General features: G+C 65.2%; 15 protein-coding genes. 11 read left to right on the top strand and 4 right to left on the bottom strand.

All coding sequences use genetic code 11. The features are described 5' to 3' along the window. Nucleotides 1-28: 28 nt before the first annotated feature. A complete protein-coding gene (locus CSC67_RS14490) occupies nt 29-1366 on the top strand; it encodes a cytochrome ubiquinol oxidase subunit I (RefSeq protein WP_118995157.1) in 1338 nt (445 codons plus the stop codon). Next, complete coding sequence (locus tag CSC67_RS14485) at nt 1366-2424, top strand: cytochrome d ubiquinol oxidase subunit II (protein ID WP_167752916.1); 1059 nt, start codon at nt 1366-1368, stop codon at nt 2422-2424. The genes CSC67_RS14490 and CSC67_RS14485 overlap by 1 nt, the downstream gene beginning before the upstream one ends. A gap of 18 nt (nt 2425-2442) precedes the next feature. Here the strand turns inward: CSC67_RS14485 and CSC67_RS14480 are convergent, their stop codons facing one another. Then, the gene (locus CSC67_RS14480; RefSeq protein ID WP_118995155.1) at nt 2443-3906 is read right to left on the bottom strand and encodes an ATP-binding protein; all 1464 of its coding nucleotides are present in this window, start codon (nt 3904-3906) and stop codon (nt 2443-2445) included. Then, nucleotides 3906-4607, bottom strand: a complete 702-nt coding sequence (locus CSC67_RS14475; RefSeq protein ID WP_118995154.1) for a response regulator — start codon at nt 4605-4607, stop codon at nt 3906-3908. Before CSC67_RS14475 ends, CSC67_RS14480 begins: the two co-directional genes overlap by 1 nt. A gap of 107 nt (nt 4608-4714) precedes the next feature. Between CSC67_RS14475 and CSC67_RS14470 the strand changes: the two genes are divergently transcribed. The 9 genes from CSC67_RS14470 (at nt 4715) to CSC67_RS14430 (ending at nt 16931) form a co-directional block, all read left to right on the top strand. Beyond that, the gene (locus CSC67_RS14470) at nt 4715-6496 is read left to right on the top strand and encodes a ClcB-like voltage-gated chloride channel protein (RefSeq protein WP_118995153.1); all 1782 of its coding nucleotides are present in this window, start codon (nt 4715-4717) and stop codon (nt 6494-6496) included. 59 nt (nt 6497-6555) lie between these two features. Beyond that, a complete protein-coding gene (locus CSC67_RS14465) occupies nt 6556-7701 on the top strand; it encodes a fimbria/pilus outer membrane usher protein (RefSeq protein ID WP_118995152.1) in 1146 nt (381 codons plus the stop codon). A 114-nt stretch (nt 7702-7815) separates the two neighbouring features. Next, the gene (gene recQ / locus CSC67_RS14460) at nt 7816-9654 is read left to right on the top strand and encodes a DNA helicase RecQ (RefSeq protein WP_118995151.1); all 1839 of its coding nucleotides are present in this window, start codon (nt 7816-7818) and stop codon (nt 9652-9654) included. Between the two features lie 96 nt (nt 9655-9750). Then, a complete protein-coding gene (locus CSC67_RS14455) occupies nt 9751-10677 on the top strand; it encodes a LysR family transcriptional regulator (protein WP_167752901.1) in 927 nt (308 codons plus the stop codon). 108 nt (nt 10678-10785) lie between these two features. Beyond that, on the top strand, nt 10786-12387 hold the full coding sequence (locus CSC67_RS14450; protein WP_167752900.1) for a phytoene desaturase family protein: 1602 nt from the start codon (nt 10786-10788) through the stop codon (nt 12385-12387). 2 nt (nt 12388-12389) lie between these two features. Next, nucleotides 12390-13160 carry an SDR family NAD(P)-dependent oxidoreductase gene (locus tag CSC67_RS14445; protein ID WP_118995148.1) on the top strand — a complete coding sequence of 257 codons (771 nt, stop codon included), beginning with the start codon at nt 12390-12392 and terminating at the stop codon, nt 13158-13160. 7 nt (nt 13161-13167) lie between these two features. Continuing rightward, nucleotides 13168-14151 (top strand): substrate-binding domain-containing protein, encoded by a 984-nt coding sequence (locus tag CSC67_RS14440; RefSeq protein WP_118995147.1) that lies wholly within the window; start codon nt 13168-13170, stop codon nt 14149-14151. Nucleotides 14152-14161: 10 nt separating this feature from the next. Then, nucleotides 14162-15652 (top strand): aldehyde dehydrogenase family protein, encoded by a 1491-nt coding sequence (locus tag CSC67_RS14435; RefSeq protein WP_245220242.1) that lies wholly within the window; start codon nt 14162-14164, stop codon nt 15650-15652. A gap of 106 nt (nt 15653-15758) precedes the next feature. Next, nucleotides 15759-16931 carry an ABC transporter substrate-binding protein gene (locus CSC67_RS14430; RefSeq protein ID WP_118995146.1) on the top strand — a complete coding sequence of 391 codons (1173 nt, stop codon included), beginning with the start codon at nt 15759-15761 and terminating at the stop codon, nt 16929-16931. A 100-nt stretch (nt 16932-17031) separates the two neighbouring features. On the opposite strand, the gene ruvB is transcribed toward CSC67_RS14430, so the two are convergent. Both ruvB and ruvA read right to left on the bottom strand, forming a co-directional pair. Continuing rightward, on the bottom strand, nt 17032-18102 hold the full coding sequence (gene ruvB, locus CSC67_RS14425) for a Holliday junction branch migration DNA helicase RuvB (protein ID WP_118995145.1): 1071 nt from the start codon (nt 18100-18102) through the stop codon (nt 17032-17034). Nucleotides 18103-18197: 95 nt separating this feature from the next. Continuing rightward, nucleotides 18198-18770, bottom strand: a complete 573-nt coding sequence (ruvA, locus tag CSC67_RS14420; protein ID WP_118995144.1) for a Holliday junction branch migration protein RuvA — start codon at nt 18768-18770, stop codon at nt 18198-18200. Between the last annotated feature and the right edge of the window lie 16 nt (nt 18771-18786).

Here is an 18786-nt window from a genome sequence, read left to right as displayed (position 1 = left end):
GGGTTCAGGCTCTAAACTAGCGGGCATTATGAATACGACCGTCTGGCTTTCTCAGATCCAGTCTCTCGTCAGCCTGGGGTTCATGTCGCTGTTCCTGCTCATCGAGTTGGGCCTGGCCTGGGTCCTGCTGTTCTTCAGGCTGGCCGATCGGTTTTCTCCCGGCAATGCCTGGATGCTCGCCTACCGGTTCTGGGTGCGCGTCTACGCCCTGGCCGCCATTCTGGCCCTTGCCGCGTCCATGCCGGTGCTCATCCAGCTGGGCAGCCTCTGGCCCGGCCTGCTCGATCGCATCGGCGACGTGGCCGGCCCCTTGCTGGCCGCCGCCATACTCACCGCCTTCATCGTCAAATCGTGCTTTATGAGCGCCATGCTGTTCGGCCAGCGCCGCCTGTCCGATACCGCGTACACCGCCGTGGTGTTCATGGTGGCGGTCGGCACGACGCTTTCCGTGCTGTGGGTGCTGGCGCTGGTCGGATGGATGCAGACTCCGGCCGGCACGGGCTTTCTGAATGGAGAGTATTTCGTCGTCGATTGGTACGAGGTGGTTCTCAATCCATCCACGGGGTGGCTGCTGCTGCTCGTGGCCGCCGCCTCGGGGCTCACGGTGGCGTTCATGCTGCTGGGCGTCATCGCCGGCCGGGCGTCTTCGCTGCCCGCCGATGACAGCGGCCGGCAAGTCTTTCGCACCGGCGCGGTCATCGGGCTGGCGGCCGTGCTGGCGTACGGCGTGGCCATCACGGGCTATGGGCGCATGGTGGCCACCCACCAGCCTGCCAAGGCCGCGGCCACGGCGGCCTACTGGCAAAGTGGTGTGCAGCCGGACCTGGCGCTGTTCGGATGGCCGGACGAGCGCCGCGGTTCCACGCGCGCCTTGCTTGCCTGGACGCACGCCGGCGGCAAATGGCTGGGCCGCGACGCCGAGGGAAGGCTGCTCGGCCTGGATCATTTCTCGGGCATGCACCCGCCCGTCGCGCTTACCTTCTGGTCGTTCCGCCTGACGCTTGCCGTGGCGCTGGCGATGCTCGTCGCGGCCTGCGGAGCGCTCTGGTGCATGCGGCGGAAATACGTCGAGCACGGCGACCTGCCTCCGGCGTGGCGCCGCTTTTTTTCCGGCATGACTTTCCTGGGCTGGGTAGCCGGGCTGGCAGTGCTGTGCCACGTCCTTGCCGGACAGGCGCCTTTCGTCGTCAATCACACCATCACCTTCCTCGAGATCGCGGGGCCTGCCAATCCCGCTCATGTGGCCATCGGCATCGCCGCGCACCTGGCCGTCTACGGCGTGCTGCTGCTGGGTTTCATGCATCTGTTGCGGCATGGCGTGCAATATGGCGTTGTGCCGGTGGCCCGTAGAAGGGGAAGGGCATGATCGTCGATACTCTGGTCGAGCTGCTGGGGTTCAGCGCCGAAGACCCGGCGTTCTGGATGCCTTTGGCCTTCATGGGCCTGCTGTTCGCCATCGTGGTGGCGGCGGCGGTTCTGGACGGCTTCGACATCGGGGTGGGATGCCTTACCCTCGTCGCCCCGGGCGAACTGCGCCCGCGCATGATGTCTCTGTTGAGTCCGTGGCGGGACGCCAACGAATTCTGGCTGTTCCTGGGCATGGGCGTGTTCCTTGCCGCCTTTCCCAATGCCTGGGGCAGCATCATGGGACAGCTCTATCTGCCGCTGATGCTGCTGGCGGTGGGCGTGCTGCTTCGGTCCGTGTCGTTCGAGTTTCGCCTGCGCGCGCCGCTCGACATGCAGCGGCGCTGGATACTGGGTTTCGGCATCGGATCGCTCGCGACGGCCGTGGCGCACGGCCTGCTGCTCGCGCGCCTGGTCGTCAGCTATCGGTCCGGGGGCGGCTACCTGGCATTCGGCCTGTTCGTGGCGCTGTGCTGCGTGGCCGCCTATTGCCTGCTGGGCGCGGCGTGGCTCATCATGCGTGAACAGGGTCCGCTGCGGCTGCATGCGGTGTTCTGGGGCAGGCGGGCGGTCAGATGGGCGGCCGCGGGGGCCGTTGCGGTGTCGGTGGTGCTGGCTTTCGCCAACACCGGCGTATTCCTCAAGTGGAGCGATGGGCCGCAATGGTCCTTGGTGGCATGCCTGTGGATCGTGCTGCTGGTGTGCTTCGTCGCCATCGAGCTCAGCCTTCAGCGCATGGTCACCCACAGCGACGGCACGACCATGCTGCCCTTCGCCGCGACCCTGCTGGCGTTTCTGGTGATTCTGGGCGGCCTGTTCTACAGTTTTTTTCCCTATCTGGTGCTGGACAACATCACCATCTGGGACGGCTCCGCCTCGGTCAGCTCCCTCAGGCTGGTGCTGGCCGCCGCCGTCGTGGCCCTGCCGGTGGCCCTGATCTTCAATATCTGGGTGTACTGGCGCATGTTCGGGCTGTCGCGCGCCCCGGTGCCGCCGGGGCTTAACAGAACCGATTCTTGATCGCCGAACGGCGTGCTTTCAGGTATTGCGCTGCGCGCCGTCGGCGCCTTCGTCTTCCTGCGCCAGAGGCAGCCGCACGGTCACCTTCAGCCCGCCCGAATCGGCCTCGTCCAGGGACAGGCTGCCGCCATGGGCGCGCGCGATGGAATTGCACAGGGCCAGGCCCAGGCCCACGGAGCCGGTCAGCGTACGGGCGTCGTCCAGGCGCGAGAAGGGGCGCAGCGCCTCGATGCGGCGTTCTTCCGAGATGCCGGGGCCGTGATCGGATACCGTCATGACCGCGTGGGCGGCCGTGGTGGACAGCCCGATCTCGATCGGGGGGGCGGCATAGTTCAGCGCATTGGTGATCAGGTTGTCCAGCAGCCTTCCCAGGGCGAATCCGTCGGCGCGCAGCACCACGCCGGAAGGCAATGGTTCAAGCAGCTTCACGTCGCTGCCCGCGCTCTCCCAGGTGCCGACATGTTCCTGCAGCCAGTCGTCCAGGTTCAGGCGGGTGAAGCGGTAGTTGGCGGGGTCGGTGCCGCGCACGAAGCCGATGAACTGGTCCACCATGCGCTGCATGTCCTGCAGGTCGTGGCGCAAGCCCTCCTTGAGTGCGGCCTCTTCCATCATTTCGATGCGCAGCCACATGCGGGAAAGAGGCCCCTTCAGGTCGTGAGGCAGGCCGGCGAGCAGGGTGCGGCGCACCGCATCCGACTCGTTCAGGGCGTCCAGCATGGCATTGAAGCGCTCGCCGAGCGCGCGCGTCTCGCTCGGGCCCGCCGGCACGACCCGCTGCGGCTGCCCCGCGGCGAGCTGATCCGCCGCCTTGGCCAGGCGGGTAAGGGGCCGCGTAATGTGCCACGAGAATGCGGCCGAGATCAGCAGGATGACGCCCATGCCGGCCAGCCACATGGCGACCAGGGGAGTGGCCACCGGCGGGGACAGCCTGTCCAGCGGAATGACCAGCCATTCGCGGGTGGCCAGGGCGGCGGCGTCGGTGTGCTCGTCGGGCTGGAGCGAGATATAGATGCGCGGTGCGGGGCCGCGCGAGAGCGCGACGCGCGTTCCATCGTCCAGCCGCGTGTTCAGTGCGTCGACGAGCTTGCGCAAATCGCGCCGCAGGTCGTCATGCCGCGGAGGGGGCGGCGGGCGATCGGACGAATGGCCATGGTCCCCGGGGCGCCCTTGGCCCGGAGGAGGAGGGCGGCGCGGCCGGCGCTCGAGCTCGGCTTCGGACGGCAGGGTGCGGGACCAGAGTCGCCATTCGTTGCGCGAGGCCTCGCGCACGAAGTCGGCGCGTTCTTCGGCGGGAATCTCGGCCAGCGCGGCGCGCAGCGTGCGTATCGTGGTCGAGACGATTTCTATCGTGACGGTTTCGGTGAACTGGTTGCGGAAATGGCTGACGGACGCCATGGTGCCCGCCTGCACCAGCAGGATGGTGCCCAGCGTCAGCAGAACGAGACGGGCGCGAAGCGACCGCGGAACAAGTCGCCGCAGCATCAGGGCGAAAATCGATAGCCCACGCCCCACACGGTCTGGATCCAGCGCGGCTGCTTGGGGTCGTCTTCGATGGCGCGGCGCAGGCGCAGGATGGCGATGTCGATGGCGCGGTCATTGCGTTCGCCTTCTTCGTCATCGCGCGCCAGCGCCAGCAGCCGGTCGCGCGACAGGGGTTTGCCGGGGTTGGACACCAGAGCCTCGAGCAGATTGACCTCGCCGCCCGTGAGCTTGATGGGGGTATCGCCGCGCGACAGCTGCCGGGTGGCCGGGTCGAACACGAAGGGGCCGAACTCTACGGGCTTACCCTTGATGAAGGCCGACGCCCCTTTTTTGCGCCTCAGCACCGCCTCGACGCGGGCGAGCAGCTCGCGCGGGTCGAAAGGCTTGCCCAGGTAATCGTCGGCGCCGGCTTCCAGGCCGATGACGCGGTCGACGGTCTCGTCGCGGCCGGTCAGCAGGATGACGGGAATGTCTTCGCCCTGCTGGCGCAGGCGCCGGCAGGCTTCGGCGCCGTCGCCGTCGGGCATCATGCGATCGAGCACGATGAGGTCCGGGCTGTAGCGCTCGATGCGGGTTTCGAGGTCGCTTCCGTCGGGCGCAAGCAAGGTATCATAGCCATGCCGGTTGAGGTAGTCGGCCAGCAGTTGACGCAAGGCGGGGTCGTCGTCGACGACCAGCACTTTGGTGTGGTTTTTTTCCATGATGCCGCCAGTGTGCCCACAGAACAGTCCACTGGCAAGCTACCGAAATCGATTGAAATAACCGATATTCTCCCCCGCCCAATTTCACAATTCAATAGCATCCCAGCATGAATCTTCCGTCCGTCGATTCGTTGAGCAGCCGCCTGAAGGACTACGCCTGGCTGTCCGATCTGCCGGCCATGCTTTTCTGGGCGGCGCTGGTAGGGGTGCTGGCGGCCCTGGCCACCCTGGCCTTCTACCAGGGCATGTACTTCATTCTGTCCCTGGTGGGCGGGCAAAGCGGATCGGTGGTGCAGACCATGCAGGGGCTGCCCTGGTATGGGCGCCTGCTGCTTCCCGCGGCGGGGGGCGTGGTGGCGGGCTGCCTGCTGCATTGGTCCGAAAAGCACGGCTCGCGCGCCACGTCCGACTATATGGAGGCGGTGGCCATCGGCGACGGCCGGCTGTCCATCAGCCAGGGGCTTCTGCGCTCCCTTTCGTCTTTGTTCACGGTGGTCTCGGGCGGCTCCATCGGCCGTGAAGGGGCCATGGTCCACCTGGGGGCCATGGGCGCCTCGATCGTGGGACGCCTTGCCCGGCTCGATACGACCCGTCTACGCCTGCTGGTTGCCTGCGGGGCCGCGGCGGGGGTGTCGGCGGCTTATGGCGCCCCCATCGCCGGCGCCCTGTTCGTGGCCGAGATCGTGCTGGGCGCCATGGCCATCCAAAGCGTCGGGCCCTTGCTGATTTCAGCGGCCTTCGCCAATCTCACCATGCGGGCCACCGGCCACTACCATATCGTCTACCCCATCGAGGGCCTGTCGCAGGCCGACGGGGTGCAGATACTGCCCTTCGTGGTGCTGGGCCTGCTCTCGGGGGTGCTGGCGCCGCAATTCCTGCGCTTTCTGGGCCTGGCGCGCGGCATGTTCGAGCAGACCGGTTTTTCCCTGCCGGTGCGGCTCGGGTTCGGCGGCCTGCTGGTGGGCCTGCTTCTCATCTCGTTCCCCTACGTGGCGGGCAATGGCTTCAGCGTCGTCACCTCGCTGCTGCATCACTCATGGACCTGGCAGGCGCTGTTGTCGGTGCTGCTGCTCAAGGTGGTGGCCACGGCCTTCACGGTGGGCTCCGGCGCGGTCGGCGGCGTGTTCACGCCCGCCTTGCTGGTGGGGGCCGCTTTCGGCGCATTTTTCGGACATATCGTCCTGTTTATCTGGCCGGAGGCGGACGTGTCGCTGTATCTGTTCACCCTGGTGGGCATGGGGGCTTTCCTGGGCGCCGCGACGGGGGCTCCGTTGATGGCCATCGTGATGATCTTCGAAATGACCGTCAGCTATCAGCTCGTCCTGCCGCTGATGGTGGCGTGCGTCCTGGCATATTTTGTTTCGAGGGCGGTGGCGCAAGTGGCCATGTACGATGTTACGCTGACACGTGAGCGTGACCTCGTCCTGCGGCGGGGGTTGCGCCATCTGCGCTTGAGCGAGCTGGTGCGGCCCGCCCAGACGGTGATTTCCACGGACACTCCGGTCAAAGAGGCCTTGCAGATGTTCATGGAATACCCCGTCAAGTACCTTTATGTGGTCGACGAGGACAACGTCTATCAGGGCGTGGTCGCGCAGCGCGATCTGACCAGCCTGCTGATGACGCACACCGATGTGCAAAGCCGGGTGGCGGGCGACGTGGTGCGCTACGACTTCCTCAAGCCGCTGCATCCGGACATGGGCCTGGACGAGGCCCAGGCGGTCTTTGTGCAATTTCAGGGCGAGCGCCTGCCCGTGGTCAGCCGCGACGAGCGGCCGAAGCTGCTGGGCGTGGTGTACAAATCGGCCCTGCTGGAAAAGTATTCGGCGCTCAAGCGCTCGCTGGACGCCAGTGCCGAGGTATTGGCCGAAGTGACGCACCGGCGTCGCTAGTGCTAACAGGCCCTAGGAGCGGCCCGGACGAATCCTTGGGCCCGCGCCGCAAGGAAGGAATGAAACGGCATGTCGTGATGTTGAGTGGTGAATGGTTCATACGCGGTGCATGGATGGCGCTGCTGGCCTGCGGCCTGGTTTACAGGGCTGCGCCGGCGGCGGATTTCCGCGACCTGGCGCCGGCGCGCCTGTTTCCGGTCGACATAGAGGGCGTCGGCGCCCCCGAACCCCTGCCGTTGCTGCCGCCCGACGTCGAGCAGGGCGTCGATGCCGGCGAGGAGCTGACCACCTCGCTGTTCGCCCCCGGGCCGGATGAACTCGACGAGCAGCACGTCGACTGGTCATACCGGCGCGGCCTCAAGCCCTACCGTGGATACGGCATCGCGGGTACGCAAGGAGTTCATGCCCCCTTGATCGTGTCTTCGCTCACGTCCGCCGACGCCTGGGAGCTGGGCGCCGAAAACTGGCGTTATACCGGCAGCGACGGCACCGACCTGACGCTGGGCAGCTACTCGCCGCGCAGCTTCGTATGGGGCGGCGGCGCGCGGCTGAGCGGCATCGCGCTGTCCCGCTCGCTTTCCGACGGCGCGGTGGCCCAGGACCATTGGCAGTATGGCTTGGTGCTGGGCGCGCTGAACTACACGGATGCGGCGGCGACTTCGGGCGCCCTGGCCTATGGAACGGGCGCCAGCGATGCGGTGGTGCGCTACGGCGTCGACCCCGACTTCACCCTCGAGACGCAGGTGCAGTGGGCGCCGGATATGGTCACCGCGGGGGTGGGCGGCATGTATTCGACCGCGTGGGGCGCCTGGCGGGTGGGTGTGGCAAAAGCGACCCGCAACCTGCAGGACGGATGGCGGTATCGGGTAGGATACGATGTGGGCCTGATCGAAGACATCAAGCTTTCGTGGCTGACCGAGCAGCGCAGCGGCGGGTTTTCCGACCTCAGCAACTATACCGGTTTTGCGGCGGATTCCGGCCAGACGCGCAACCTGGTTTCCACCAGCATCCCCATCGGGCGCTGGGGTACGGTGCGCGGCAGCTACGAGCACGTGGCTTCCCAGGCCGCGCCCCTGAAGCAGCAGTTCATGATCAGCCAGCAGTTCTGGTACAGCCCCAATCTGCGCGTGTCGCTCAGCGCGCAGCGCGAACAGCTCAGCGGCGATTATGGTCTGGGCCTGGAGTTTTCGCTGCCCATCCAGTAGGGGCGGAGCCTTGCCGGCTCAAGGGGCTAAAATGCTTTGTCCGTCCGGCGCGCGAGCCTGCCTCGCGCGGCCGGTGTCGTCCTTCTTTGGCCTTGTAGCGCCGCTTTTCACCGCATGTCTGACTTTCCTTCCGGCTCCCTCGACGTCCTGCAGCAGGTTTTCGGCTATGACTCGTTCCGGGGAGACCAGCAGGCCATCATCGAGCACGTCCACCAGGGGGGCGATGCGCTGGTCCTGATGCCTACGGGGGGCGGGAAGTCGCTGTGCTATCAGATTCCCGCCTTGATGCGCGGCGGCGTGGGCGTCGTCATTTCGCCGCTGATCGCCCTGATGCAGAACCAGGTGGACGCCCTGATCGAGCTCGGCGTCAAGGCGGCCTTTCTCAACTCCACTCAAGACTGGCGCGAAGCGCGCGACGTCGAGCAGGCATTCCTGGCCGGCGAGCTCGACCTGCTGTACGTGGCGCCCGAGCGCCTGCTGACCGACCGCTGCCTGGACCTGCTGTCGCGGGGCAGGGTGTCCTTGTTCGCCATCGACGAAGCCCATTGCGTCTCGCAATGGGGGCACGACTTCCGGCCCGAGTACCTGCAATTGTCCATCCTGGCCGAGCGCTGGCCGCAGGTGCCGCGCATTGCGCTGACCGCCACGGCCACCACCGAGACGCGCAGGGAAATCGCCCAGCGCCTGCGCCTGACGGACGCCCGCCACTTTGTCTCGAGCTTCGACCGGCCCAACATACGCTACCGCATCATCGAAAAGAACGAAGTCCGGCGCCAGTTGCTGGCCTTCATACAGGCCGAGCATATGGGCGACTGCGGCATCGTCTATTGCCTGTCGCGCGCCCGGGTCGAGGAAACCGCCGAATTCCTGTGCAAGAACGGCATCGAGGCCTTGCCCTACCACGCGGGCCTGAGCGCCGCCGTGCGCGCCGAAAACCAGTCGCGCTTTCTGCGCGAAGAGGGCCTGGTCATGGTGGCCACCATCGCCTTCGGCATGGGCATAGACAAGCCCGACGTCCGCTTCGTGGCGCACATCGACCTGCCCAAGTCGGTCGAGGGCTACTATCAGGAGACGGGCCGCGCGGGACGCGACGGCCAGCCGGCGACGGCATGGCTGGCCTACGGCCTGCAGGACGTGGTGCAGCAGCGCCGCATGATCGACGAGTCGCCGGGGGAAGACGTTTTCCGGCGCCGCCTGAGCGCGCAGCTGGACGCCATGCTGGGCCTGTGCGAAACAGTCTCCTGCCGCCGCCAGCGCCTGCTGGCGTACTTCGATCAGTCGATCGGGCCTTGCGGCAATTGCGACACCTGCCTCGAACCCCCCGAGGCCTGGGACGGCACGGTGGCGGCACAGAAGATCCTGTCCGCGGTGTACCGCTTGTGGCGCGAGCGGGGCCAGCGCTTCGGGGCCGGGCACCTCATCGACATCCTGCGCGGCAAGCAGACGGACCGCGTCCAGCAGTACGACCACCAGAGCCTGTCGGTCTTCGGCGTGGGCGCGGACCTGTCCGAGCAGGCCTGGCGCGGCGTATTGCGGCAGTTGCTGGCGCAAAGCCTGCTGGCGGTGGACCACGAGGGCTACGGCACGCTGGCCTTGACGGATGGCAGCAGGGCGGTCCTGAAGGGCGAGACGACGCTGATGTTCCGCCGCGAACCCGAGAAAAAGGCGCGTTCCCGCTCGGGTTCGAAGTCGGGCGCTTCCCGCAGCCGAAGCGCCGACATCGTGCTGCCGCCCGAAGCACAGGAGCGCTTCGAGGCCCTGCGCGCCTGGCGGGCGGAAGTGGCTCGCAGCCACGGCGTGCCGGCCTATGTGATCTTCCACGACTCGACCCTGCGCGAGGTCGCTTTGAACTGTCCCGAAAGCCTGGAAGACCTGGCGCAGATCAGCGGGGTGGGGGTGCGCAAGCGCGAAGCGTATGGAGAAGAATTGCTGCGTTGCGTACGAACGGTCTAGAAGCAGAGTTTCTGGCGCACCCCATATTTTGCTAAGCTGGCAAGGTTCGTCGCGCTGGCTTCAGAAATGGCGCTGTCATTCAATCGGATGGGCTCGATGGAACTGCGTCAAATCAAATACTTCATTGCCATTGCCGACTCGGGAAGCTTCAGCGCTGCCGCCCAGCGCTTGCTCATTGCCCAGCCTTCGCTAAGCGCGCAGATAAAAGCGCTGGAGTCCGAGTTGGGCGTCAAGCTGTTCGAGCGCAACGCGCGGGGCGCTCGACCCACTTCGGCGGGGGTCCGCTTTCTTCAACGAGCCCGCGCGCTCATGGCCGAGGCAGAGGATCTTGCCCGCTCCACCCGATCGATGGCGGGGGAAGTGTTCGGCACCGTGCGATTGGGCCTGACGGTTTCGGCGGCTTACCCCCTCGCCGCTCCCATACTCGGAGAAACCGCGAAGGCATATCCGCGGATCCGGTTCGTGATCGTCGAGGCGCTGAGCAGCAAGCTCATGGACCTGGTCAGGCGCGAAGAGCTCGACCTTGCGCTGTCGTTCAGTCCGGCCTTCACGGAAGGGGTGCGGGGCGAGACCTTGGCCACAGAGCGCTTTTACTTGTGCACGACACCCGGCCACCCTTTGGCGGGAGAAGGCCCGATCGGAGCCGAAAGCTTTTTGCACCTGCCTTTATTGCTGCCGCCGGTCAATCACGAGCTGTCGGAGCGGCTGGTGAGTTGCGGCCTGCGCATCGGCCTGAAGCCCGTCTGGCAGCACGTGGTGGAGTCGGTCAGCGTCATCAGCAGCCTGGTGGAAGCGGGGCTGGGCATATCGATTTTGCCGTATTCCGCCGTTGCCGAAGCGGTGAAAGCGAAGCGCATCGCCGCCAGGCCGATCTCCGATCCCGAACTCGCGCGCCAGATGTGCCTTATTTATTCATCGCGCCGCACGCTGACCAAGGCGGAGCTCGAAGTGGCGCGCATCATCAGGCGGATTGTCGCGGACAGAATCGAAAAGGGAGCCACCAACTGGGTCTCGCCCCGATGAAGCTATAGGCAATTGCTATACCTTTTAAAGGTAAAAGCGCATTGCTCCCACGGGCCTCCCGTTCCTATGATGGGCAGAGACAGACCATCATTCATAAGGGGAGACTGCATGACTTACGATGCAATCGTGATCGGGGCCGGGCATCATGGCCTTATACTCGCGACCTATATGGCAAAGGCCGGGCTGAAGACGCTGCTGACCGAACGGCGCCTGACCTATGGCGGCGGCTTGAACACGGTCGAGGCCACTCTGCCGGGGTTCTACCACAATCTTCATTCGATCAATCATTTCCATATAGAGCACACGCCCTGGTACCGCGATCTGCAATTGAGCGAGAAGGTGCCCTACATCACCCCGCGGTACGAACTGGGCCAGGCGCATCGGGACGGCTCCGCCCTGGTGTTCGGGCGTGATCTCGACGAAACGGTTGCCAACATTGCGCGTTTCTCCAAGAAGGACGCCGCCACCTTCCGCGAGTGGAACGCCAAGGCGGAAAGAATCACGACGGACGTATTCCTGCCCGAGCGCTATGCCGAGCCTTTGCCCGCCGCCGAGCGCGAGGCGCTCCTCGGGCAGCATGCCCTGGGCCGCGAGTTCCTCGACGTGTGCGGCCGCCAGCCGCTCGAGGTGGTCGAAGAGCTGTTCGAGAACGAGCACGTGCGCCTGCTGTTCCTGTTCAAGGTCTCCCTGTTCGGCACCTGGTTGACGGATACCCTCAACAAGACGTCGCCCATGGGGTCGGTGATCCGCGCGTTCGACCTGAAGACCGGCTATCAACTGTGCAAGGGGGGAAGCTTCAACCTGGCGCGCGGCCTCATGGAGCGATTCATCGAGGCCGGCGGCACGTATTGGAACCAGTGCGAGATAGAGCGCATCGTGGTCGAGAACGGACGCGCCACGGGCATCGAATGCGCCGACGGGCGCAAGGCCAAGGCGTCGAGCTTTGTCGCGTCGACGGTGGACGTCCACCAGACTTTCGAGAATTTCATCGGCCGCGACCAGCTGCCCGAAGCCATGAGGCGGAAGGTGGACGACTTCAAGTACACGACATGGACGCTGTTCGGCCTGCATCTGGCATTGAATGAAATGCCGCGCTTCGCGGCGGAAAGCTTTGATCCCAACATCCAGCTGACCCAGAAGTGGAGCATCGGCGCGGACACCATGGAGGAACTGAACGCCGCCCACGAGGACGTGAAGGTCAACAAGGTGCCCGAAATCATTCAGTTCGGCGCCGGACCGCTCAGCGTGCTGGATCCGGCGCTGGCCCCCAAGGGCAAACACGTGACCTACGCCTGGCATGTCATGCCGCACAACCCCGACCTGGGCGGCCGGAATTTCGAGGATTTCAAGCGCGAGTTCGCCGAGAAGATCATCGACCGGTGGGCCGAATACTGCCCCAATATGACGCGTGACAATATCCTGGGCAGATACGTGTATACCTCCCATGAGTACGTGCAGGAGCTGCCCAATATGCGCGAGGGCGACATCTTCATGGGCGCCTTGTCGGGAGACCAGGTCATGGACCGGCATTTCGGCTACAGAACCCCTATCCAGGGCCTTTACATGGCCGGCTCCGCCACCCATCCGGGCGGCGCGATTTCAGGAGGGGCCGGCTACATCGTCGCCGGCCTGGTCGCCGACGAGCTGGGAATCAAGAAGTGGTGGAAAACCGAGGATCTGCGATCGCGTCTGGCGTCGCTGGGAGGCTGAACATGGATTACGGGCCGATGAGTCTACGGGGCAAGACGGTGCTGGTCACCGGAGGCGGCCAGGGAATAGGCCGGACTCTGGTAGAGGCTTTCGCCCGGGCGGGTTCGCGGGTGGTGGCCGCCGACATACAGGAGACAGCGGTCGCCGCCGTGGCGGAGGGCTTGTGCGGGCAAGGCCTGCAGGCGAGCGGCGCCGCCCTGGACGTGACCGACGAACAGCAGGTCCGGGCGTTGTCCCGAAGCCTTCTGGACAGCCATGGCGGAGTCGACGTGCTGGTCAATAATGCCGCCTTGTTTTCAACCCTGACGATGCAGCCGTTCGACGAGATCGAGCTGGACGTCTGGGAGAAGGTCCTCAAGGTCAATCTGACCGGTCCGTTTCTGTGCGCCAAGCATTTTGCGCCGATCATGCGGGACAAGGGCGAAGGAAGAATCATCAATGTGGCGTCGGGCGCGGTGACGCTCGGCCGCCCCAACTACCTGCACTACATCGCCTCCAAATCGGGCCTGGTCGGCATGAGCCGCTCCATGGCGCGCGAGCTGGGGCCGCATGGCGTAACGGTCAACGCGGTCCTGCCGGGGTCTGTGGACACCGGCATCCAGCGCGAAACCGTCACGCCCGAGGCCAAATCGCGCATCGTGGCCATGCAGTGCATACCTCGGGGGCAGGTGCCGCAGGACCTGGTGGGCGTGATGCTGTTCCTGGCGTCCGATTCATCCGCCTTCATTACCGGCCAGTCCATCACGGTGGACGGCGGCGCGACACATTCATGAGAGAACCATGACGATCGATTTATCTTTGGCATGCGGCCGCTATGACAGGACCGGAGCGTTGCTGGACGGGCGGGTGGGAATCGAAGGGTGCCGGGTCACCGCCGTGTCGCTCAGGCCCGAAGAAACCTTCTTTCGGGTCTTTACCCAGCATGAATTCGACGTGGCGGAACTGTCGTTCTCCACCTATCTGATCCAGACCGCGCGCGGCGAATGCGAATATATCGCCATCCCGGCATTTGTGTCGCGCGCGTTTCGCCATTCGGGTTTCTATGTGCGCACCGATCGCGTAAGCTGGCCCGGCGACCTGCGCGGAAAGCGCGTGGGAGTGCCCGAATACCAGGTCACGGCGGCGGTCTGGGGACGAGGAATTCTGCAGCACGAATACGGCATTCCACCTTCCGGGATAAGGTGGGTGGTCGGCGGGGTCGAAGAACTGGGACGGCAGGAAAAAGTGTCTTTCGATCATCCGCCCGGCGTGGAGATCGTGCCCGCCACAGACCTGCCTTTGTCGCGCCTGCTGGCATCGGGCGAGATCGATGCGATCCTGGCGCCGCGCACGCCGTCCTGCTTCCGGAACAAGAGCGAGCATGTGGGCCGGCTGTTCCCCGACCCCCGTTCGGTCGAGGCGGACTATTTCAAGCGGACGGGCATTTTTCCCATTATGCACGTGGTGGGTATTCGGAAGTCCCTGGTCCAGAAGCATCCCTGGCTTGCGGCCAGCGCCATGAAGGCTTTTCTGCAGGCGCGCGCCGTGGCCCTGCCGAGCCTGGACGACACGACCGCCCTGGCAACCAGCCTGCCCTGGCTGAATCAAGAGGCCGAGTTCACGCGTTCGGTGATGGGCGACGATCCATGGCCGTATGGCGTGGAACAGAACGCCAAGACGCTGGACGCCATGTTGTCCTACCACCATGAACAAGGTTTGTCGCTGCGCAAGCTTGCGCTGGAAGAGGTGTTCCATCCAGGGTCGCTGCAGCAATTCAAGATCTAGGAGTAAAGCCATGACGAAGGCCGATTTGCGCGGACGTTACGCCGCAATGTCCCTGGAAGAGACATTGCCGAGCCGCCGCCAGCTCTATTACGGCGGCGGATGGCACGATGGCGAGCAGGGCGAGGCGGCCCTGGCGTCGCCTTCTGACGGCCGCAGCCTCGGGCGGGTGGCCGTTGCGGGATTGGGCAATGTCGACGCCGCCGTGCGGGCGGCGCACGCCGGCTTTTCCGTTTGGAAGAACGTGCCGCCTTTCGAGCGGGGACGGACGCTGCGCGAAGCGGCCCGCATCCTGCGTGAAAACGCGCTCGAGCTTGCCATGATAGACGCGGCCGATTGCGGCAACCCCGTCAGCGCCATGGTCGGAGACGTCGAATTGGCCGCCTCCGGGCTCGAGTACTTCAGCGGCCTGGTGCAGGAAACCAAGGGCGACACCATACCCATGGGTCCCGGCCGCATCAACCTGACCCTGCGCGAACCGTTGGGGGTGTGCCTGCGCATCATCCCCTACAACCATCCGCTGATGTTCGCGGCGATGCGGGCGGCGGCGCCGCTCGCGGCCGGCAATGCATTGATCGTCAAGGCGCCCGACCAGGCGCCCTTGTCGTGCCTGAAGCTCGCGGAACTGTGGCACGGCCTGTTGCCCGACGGCGTATTCAACGTCATGACCGGCGGCCCGGAGATCGGCGCCGCCATGGTGGGGCACCCGCTGGTCTCCAAGGTGGGCCTGATCGGCTCGGTCGGCACGGGACGCAAAGTCATGGAAGCCGCGTCCAGGCGCTTGACGCCGGTGGGCCTGGAGCTGGGCGGCAAGAACGCGCTGATGGCCTGGCCGGACGCGGATGTGGACAAAGTGGCGCAGGCCGCGATTGCGGGCATGAACTTCACCTGGGCGGGGCAGTCTTGCGGTTCGACCAGCCGTGTCTTCCTGCACGAGCGCATTCACGACGAGGTGGTTCAACGCATGAGCCGGCTGATCGAAGGCATGGCGCCGGGCCTGTCCCTCGATTGGGATACCCGCATGGGAGCGTTGATCAGCCGGGCGCATCTGGATGCGGTGGCGGGCTTCGTGAGCGATGCCTTGCGCGACGGCGCCGAAGTGGTCGCGGGAGGCGGCATTCCCGATGATGCGGCGCTTGTGCACGGAAATTTCTATCTTCCGACCATTCTGGCCAATGTGCACAGCGCTATGCGGGTTGCCCGCGAAGAAGTCTTCGGGCCCGTGATGTCCGTTCTGCGCTGGTCGGATGAAGAAGAGCTGTTCAGCGCCGTCAATGGCGTCGACTACGGCCTGTCCGCGTCGATCTGGTGCAACGACCTGACGACGGCCATGCGGGCCAGCCAGCGTGTCGAAGCCGGCTATGTATGGATAAACGACGTGTCCCGGCATTTCCTGGGAGCGCCGTTTGGCGGCTTCAAGCAATCCGGCTTCGGTAAAGAAGAGTCATTGGAGGAGTTGTTGGAACATACCCGCCTGAAGAATGTGAACATCAACCTGGCTTGATGGCAGGGCGTTGTATGTAAGAGCGGTGGAGCCGGCAGCGTGCGAAAAAAGTCCCATATCGGGAGCCAGACCGCTATGCATGCCGTATAAAACATAGGAGACTTATATGCAACACCTTAAGAAACTGGGCGCCGGGCTGGCATTGGCGGCCGCGGCGGCGCTGGCGCATGCGCAACAGCCTGTCGATATCGGCTTTATCACCACATTGTCCACGCCGGCCGGCTATATCGGCGAAGACGAGCGCGACGGCTTCAGCCTGGCGGTCAAGCAGGAGGGCGGCAAGCTCGGAGGCGTCCCGGTGCGCCTGCTGATAGAGGACGATGGCCTGAAGCCGGCAACGGGCAAGCAGTCGGCCGAGAAAATGCTGCAGGAAGGCGTGCGCCTGTTCACGGGGGTCAACTTTTCCAACGTGCTGATCGCGGTCGTGCCGTCGGTTTTGAAAGAAGACGGTTTCTACGTCAGCCTGAATGCCGGGCCGTCCAATTTCGCGGGCAAGGCCTGCCATCGCAATTTCTTTTCGGTCGCGATGCAGAACGACGCCTTCGGCGACGCCGCCGCCCTGGCGGCGAACGACATGGGCATCAAGAAGGTGGTGATCCTGGCCCCGGCATATCAGGCGGGGCGCGATGCGCTGACGGCCTTCAAGCGCTCTTACAAGGGCGAGATCCTGGCCGAGATCTACACCAAGCTCGATCAATCGGACTTCTCGGTCGAACTGGCGCGCATCAGGTCGTTGAAGCCCGATGCGATTTTCGAGTTCATGCCGGGCGGCGCGGGCATCAATTTCGCCAAGCAGTTCGCCAACTCCGGCCTGAACAAGGAAATCAAGATGGTAACGACCTTGTATTCGATGGACGATCGCATGCTGGCCGCCACCGGCGACGCCGGCGAGGGGTTCTACCTCAGCACGCAGTGGACGGCGCAGCAGGACAACGAGGCCAGCCGCGCTTTCGTCAAGGCCTTCGAGGAAGAATACGGCCGGCGCCCGACGGTATACGCGGCCACCTCATATGACACGGCCCGCCTGATCGCCTCCGCGCTCAAGGCCGTGAACGGAGACATCAAGGGGCAGGCCGACGCGTTCCGCGAGGCCTTGCGCAAGGCAGACTTCGAAAGCGTGCGCGGCAAGTTCAAGTTCAACACCAACCAGTATCCGATCCAGGACTGGTATCTGGTCAAGGTCGAGCGCAACGCCGCGGGCAAGCTGGATTATGCGCCGGTACGAAAGATCGTCGAAGATCTTACCGACCCCTACCATACCGAGTGCAAGATGGACTGATCCGGTATTGCGGGACTTCGCCTGGGCTTGCTTCCCCGCCTGGCCGGGCGACGGAAGAACCGTCCCTGGCCCCGGCGGAGGCCCGGGCCGGCTTCTGTATTCAATCGAACAGATCCGGCGTGCCGCCGGCGGCCGAACTGGGCGCGGCAAGACCCAGATGCCGCCAGGTGGTCTGCGTCGCGATGCGGCCGCGCGGCGTGCGCTGCAGGTAGCCGTGCTGGATCAGATAGGGCTCGATCACGTCCTCGATCGTGTCGCGCTCTTCGCCGATGGCCGCGGCCAGGCTGTCGACGCCCACCGGGCCGCCGTCGAACTTGTGCACGATGGCCTCGAGCAGCTTGCGGTCCATCACGTCCAGGCCTTGCGGGTCGACTTCCAGCATCGCCAACGCGGCGCCCGCCGTGTCGGTGTCGATGCGGCCGTCCGACTTGACTTCCGCATAGTCGCGCACCCGCCGCAGCAGGCGGTTGGCGATGCGCGGCGTGCCGCGCGAGCGGCGTGCGATTTCCATGGCGCCGTCGGGCGTGATGTCGACGTTGAGCAGATGCGCGCTGCGCGATACGATGCGGGCCAGTTCGTCCGAGGTGTAGAACTCCAGCCGCGACACGATGCCGAAGCGGTCGCGCAGGGGATTGGTGAGCATGCCGGCGCGGGTCGTCGCGCCCACCAGCGTGAAAGGCTGAAGGTCGATCTTGACGCTGCGGGCCGCGGGGCCCTCGCCGATCAGGATGTCGATCTGGAAGTCTTCCAGCGCGGGGTAGAGGATTTCCTCGACCACCGGTGAAAGGCGGTGGATCTCATCGATGAACAGGACGTCGTTGCGTTCGAGATTGGTGAGCAGGGCGGCCAGGTCGCCCGGCCGCTCCAGCACGGGGCCGGAGGTCTGGCGCAGCTGCACGCCCATTTCATGCGCCACGATGTGGGCCAGCGTGGTCTTGCCCAGGCCAGGCGGGCCGAACAGCAGCACGTGGTCCAGCGATTCGTTGCGCTTCTTGGAGGCCGCGATGAAGATCTCGAGCTGCTCGCGCACGCGCTGCTGGCCAACGTATTCATCCAGCAGGCGCGGGCGCAGGGCGCGCTCGATCGATTCCTCGTTGGGCGAGGCGCTGCGCGGCGCCACGATGCGTTCGGAAGGTGCCGCGCCGGAGAGCGAATCGGAATGAATGACCATGGCCTTGTTGCCTAACAGAAATGCGGAATCAACAGCAATCGTACACTAGGGCCTGTCGACGCTAACAGGACAGCCGCAGCGCCGCAGACGGATCGTCAACGCGACAGCGACTTCAATGCCAGCCGTATGCCTTCGGCGACTTCGACACCCTCGGGCAGGGCCTTGAGCGCCTTTTGCGATTCGCTGCTGGAATAGCCCAGCGACAGCAGGGCGTTCAGGATGTCGTCGTGGCCCGACGAGGGGCGCGAGGCGTCCACGTCCAGGTCGGCGCCCATCTTGCCGCGCAGTTCCAGCAGCAGGCGTTCGGCGGTCTTTTTGCCGATGCCCGGCACGCGGGTCAGCAGGCCGGTCTCCTGGCGGGTGATGGCGTTGGCCAGGTCCTGTACCGACATGCCGGACAGCACGGCCAGGGCCGTGCGGGCGCCGATGCCCGTCACCTTGATCAGCGAGCGGAAGGCGGAGCGCTCGGGGGCGGTGAGGAAGCCGAACAGGACATGGGCGTCTTCGCGCACCGTCAGATGGGTGTACAGCGACACCTTCGCGCCGTTCTCGGGCAGGTCGTAGAGCGTGCTCATGGGCACGTCGATTTCATAGCCGACGCCGCCGACGTCTATACATACGGTGGGCGGGGTTTTTTCCAGCAATGTGCCGGTGATGCGTCCTATCATCGATACATCCTTGCAA

Source organism: Pusillimonas caeni (assembly GCF_003545815.1).
Taxonomy (GTDB): Bacteria; Pseudomonadota; Gammaproteobacteria; order Burkholderiales; family Burkholderiaceae_B; genus Pusillimonas; species Pusillimonas caeni.
The sequence above is the reverse complement of the archived record's forward strand: the minus strand, read 5'-3'. Positions and strand labels throughout refer to the sequence as shown.

Bases quoted from the DNA above. Each gene is read 5' to 3' on its own strand.
- CSC67_RS14490 (WP_118995157.1), top strand. From the start codon at position 29: ATGAATACGACCGTCTGGCTTTCTCAGATCCAGTCTCTCGTCAGCCTG.
- CSC67_RS14480 (WP_118995155.1), bottom strand. From the start codon at position 3,906: ATGCTGCGGCGACTTGTTCCGCGGTCGCTTCGCGCCCGTCTCGTTCTG.
- CSC67_RS14475 (WP_118995154.1), bottom strand. From the start codon at position 4,607: ATGGAAAAAAACCACACCAAAGTGCTGGTCGTCGACGACGACCCCGCC.
- CSC67_RS14470 (WP_118995153.1), top strand. From the start codon at position 4,715: ATGAATCTTCCGTCCGTCGATTCGTTGAGCAGCCGCCTGAAGGACTAC.
- CSC67_RS14465 (WP_118995152.1), top strand. From the start codon at position 6,556: ATGAAACGGCATGTCGTGATGTTGAGTGGTGAATGGTTCATACGCGGT.
- recQ (WP_118995151.1), top strand. From the start codon at position 7,816: ATGTCTGACTTTCCTTCCGGCTCCCTCGACGTCCTGCAGCAGGTTTTC.
- CSC67_RS14455 (WP_167752901.1), top strand. From the start codon at position 9,751: ATGGAACTGCGTCAAATCAAATACTTCATTGCCATTGCCGACTCGGGA.
- CSC67_RS14450 (WP_167752900.1), top strand. From the start codon at position 10,786: ATGACTTACGATGCAATCGTGATCGGGGCCGGGCATCATGGCCTTATA.
- CSC67_RS14445 (WP_118995148.1), top strand. From the start codon at position 12,390: ATGGATTACGGGCCGATGAGTCTACGGGGCAAGACGGTGCTGGTCACC.
- CSC67_RS14440 (WP_118995147.1), top strand. From the start codon at position 13,168: ATGACGATCGATTTATCTTTGGCATGCGGCCGCTATGACAGGACCGGA.
- CSC67_RS14435 (WP_245220242.1), top strand. From the start codon at position 14,162: ATGACGAAGGCCGATTTGCGCGGACGTTACGCCGCAATGTCCCTGGAA.
- CSC67_RS14430 (WP_118995146.1), top strand. From the start codon at position 15,759: ATGCAACACCTTAAGAAACTGGGCGCCGGGCTGGCATTGGCGGCCGCG.
- ruvB (WP_118995145.1), bottom strand. From the start codon at position 18,102: ATGGTCATTCATTCCGATTCGCTCTCCGGCGCGGCACCTTCCGAACGC.
- ruvA (WP_118995144.1), bottom strand. From the start codon at position 18,770: ATGATAGGACGCATCACCGGCACATTGCTGGAAAAAACCCCGCCCACC.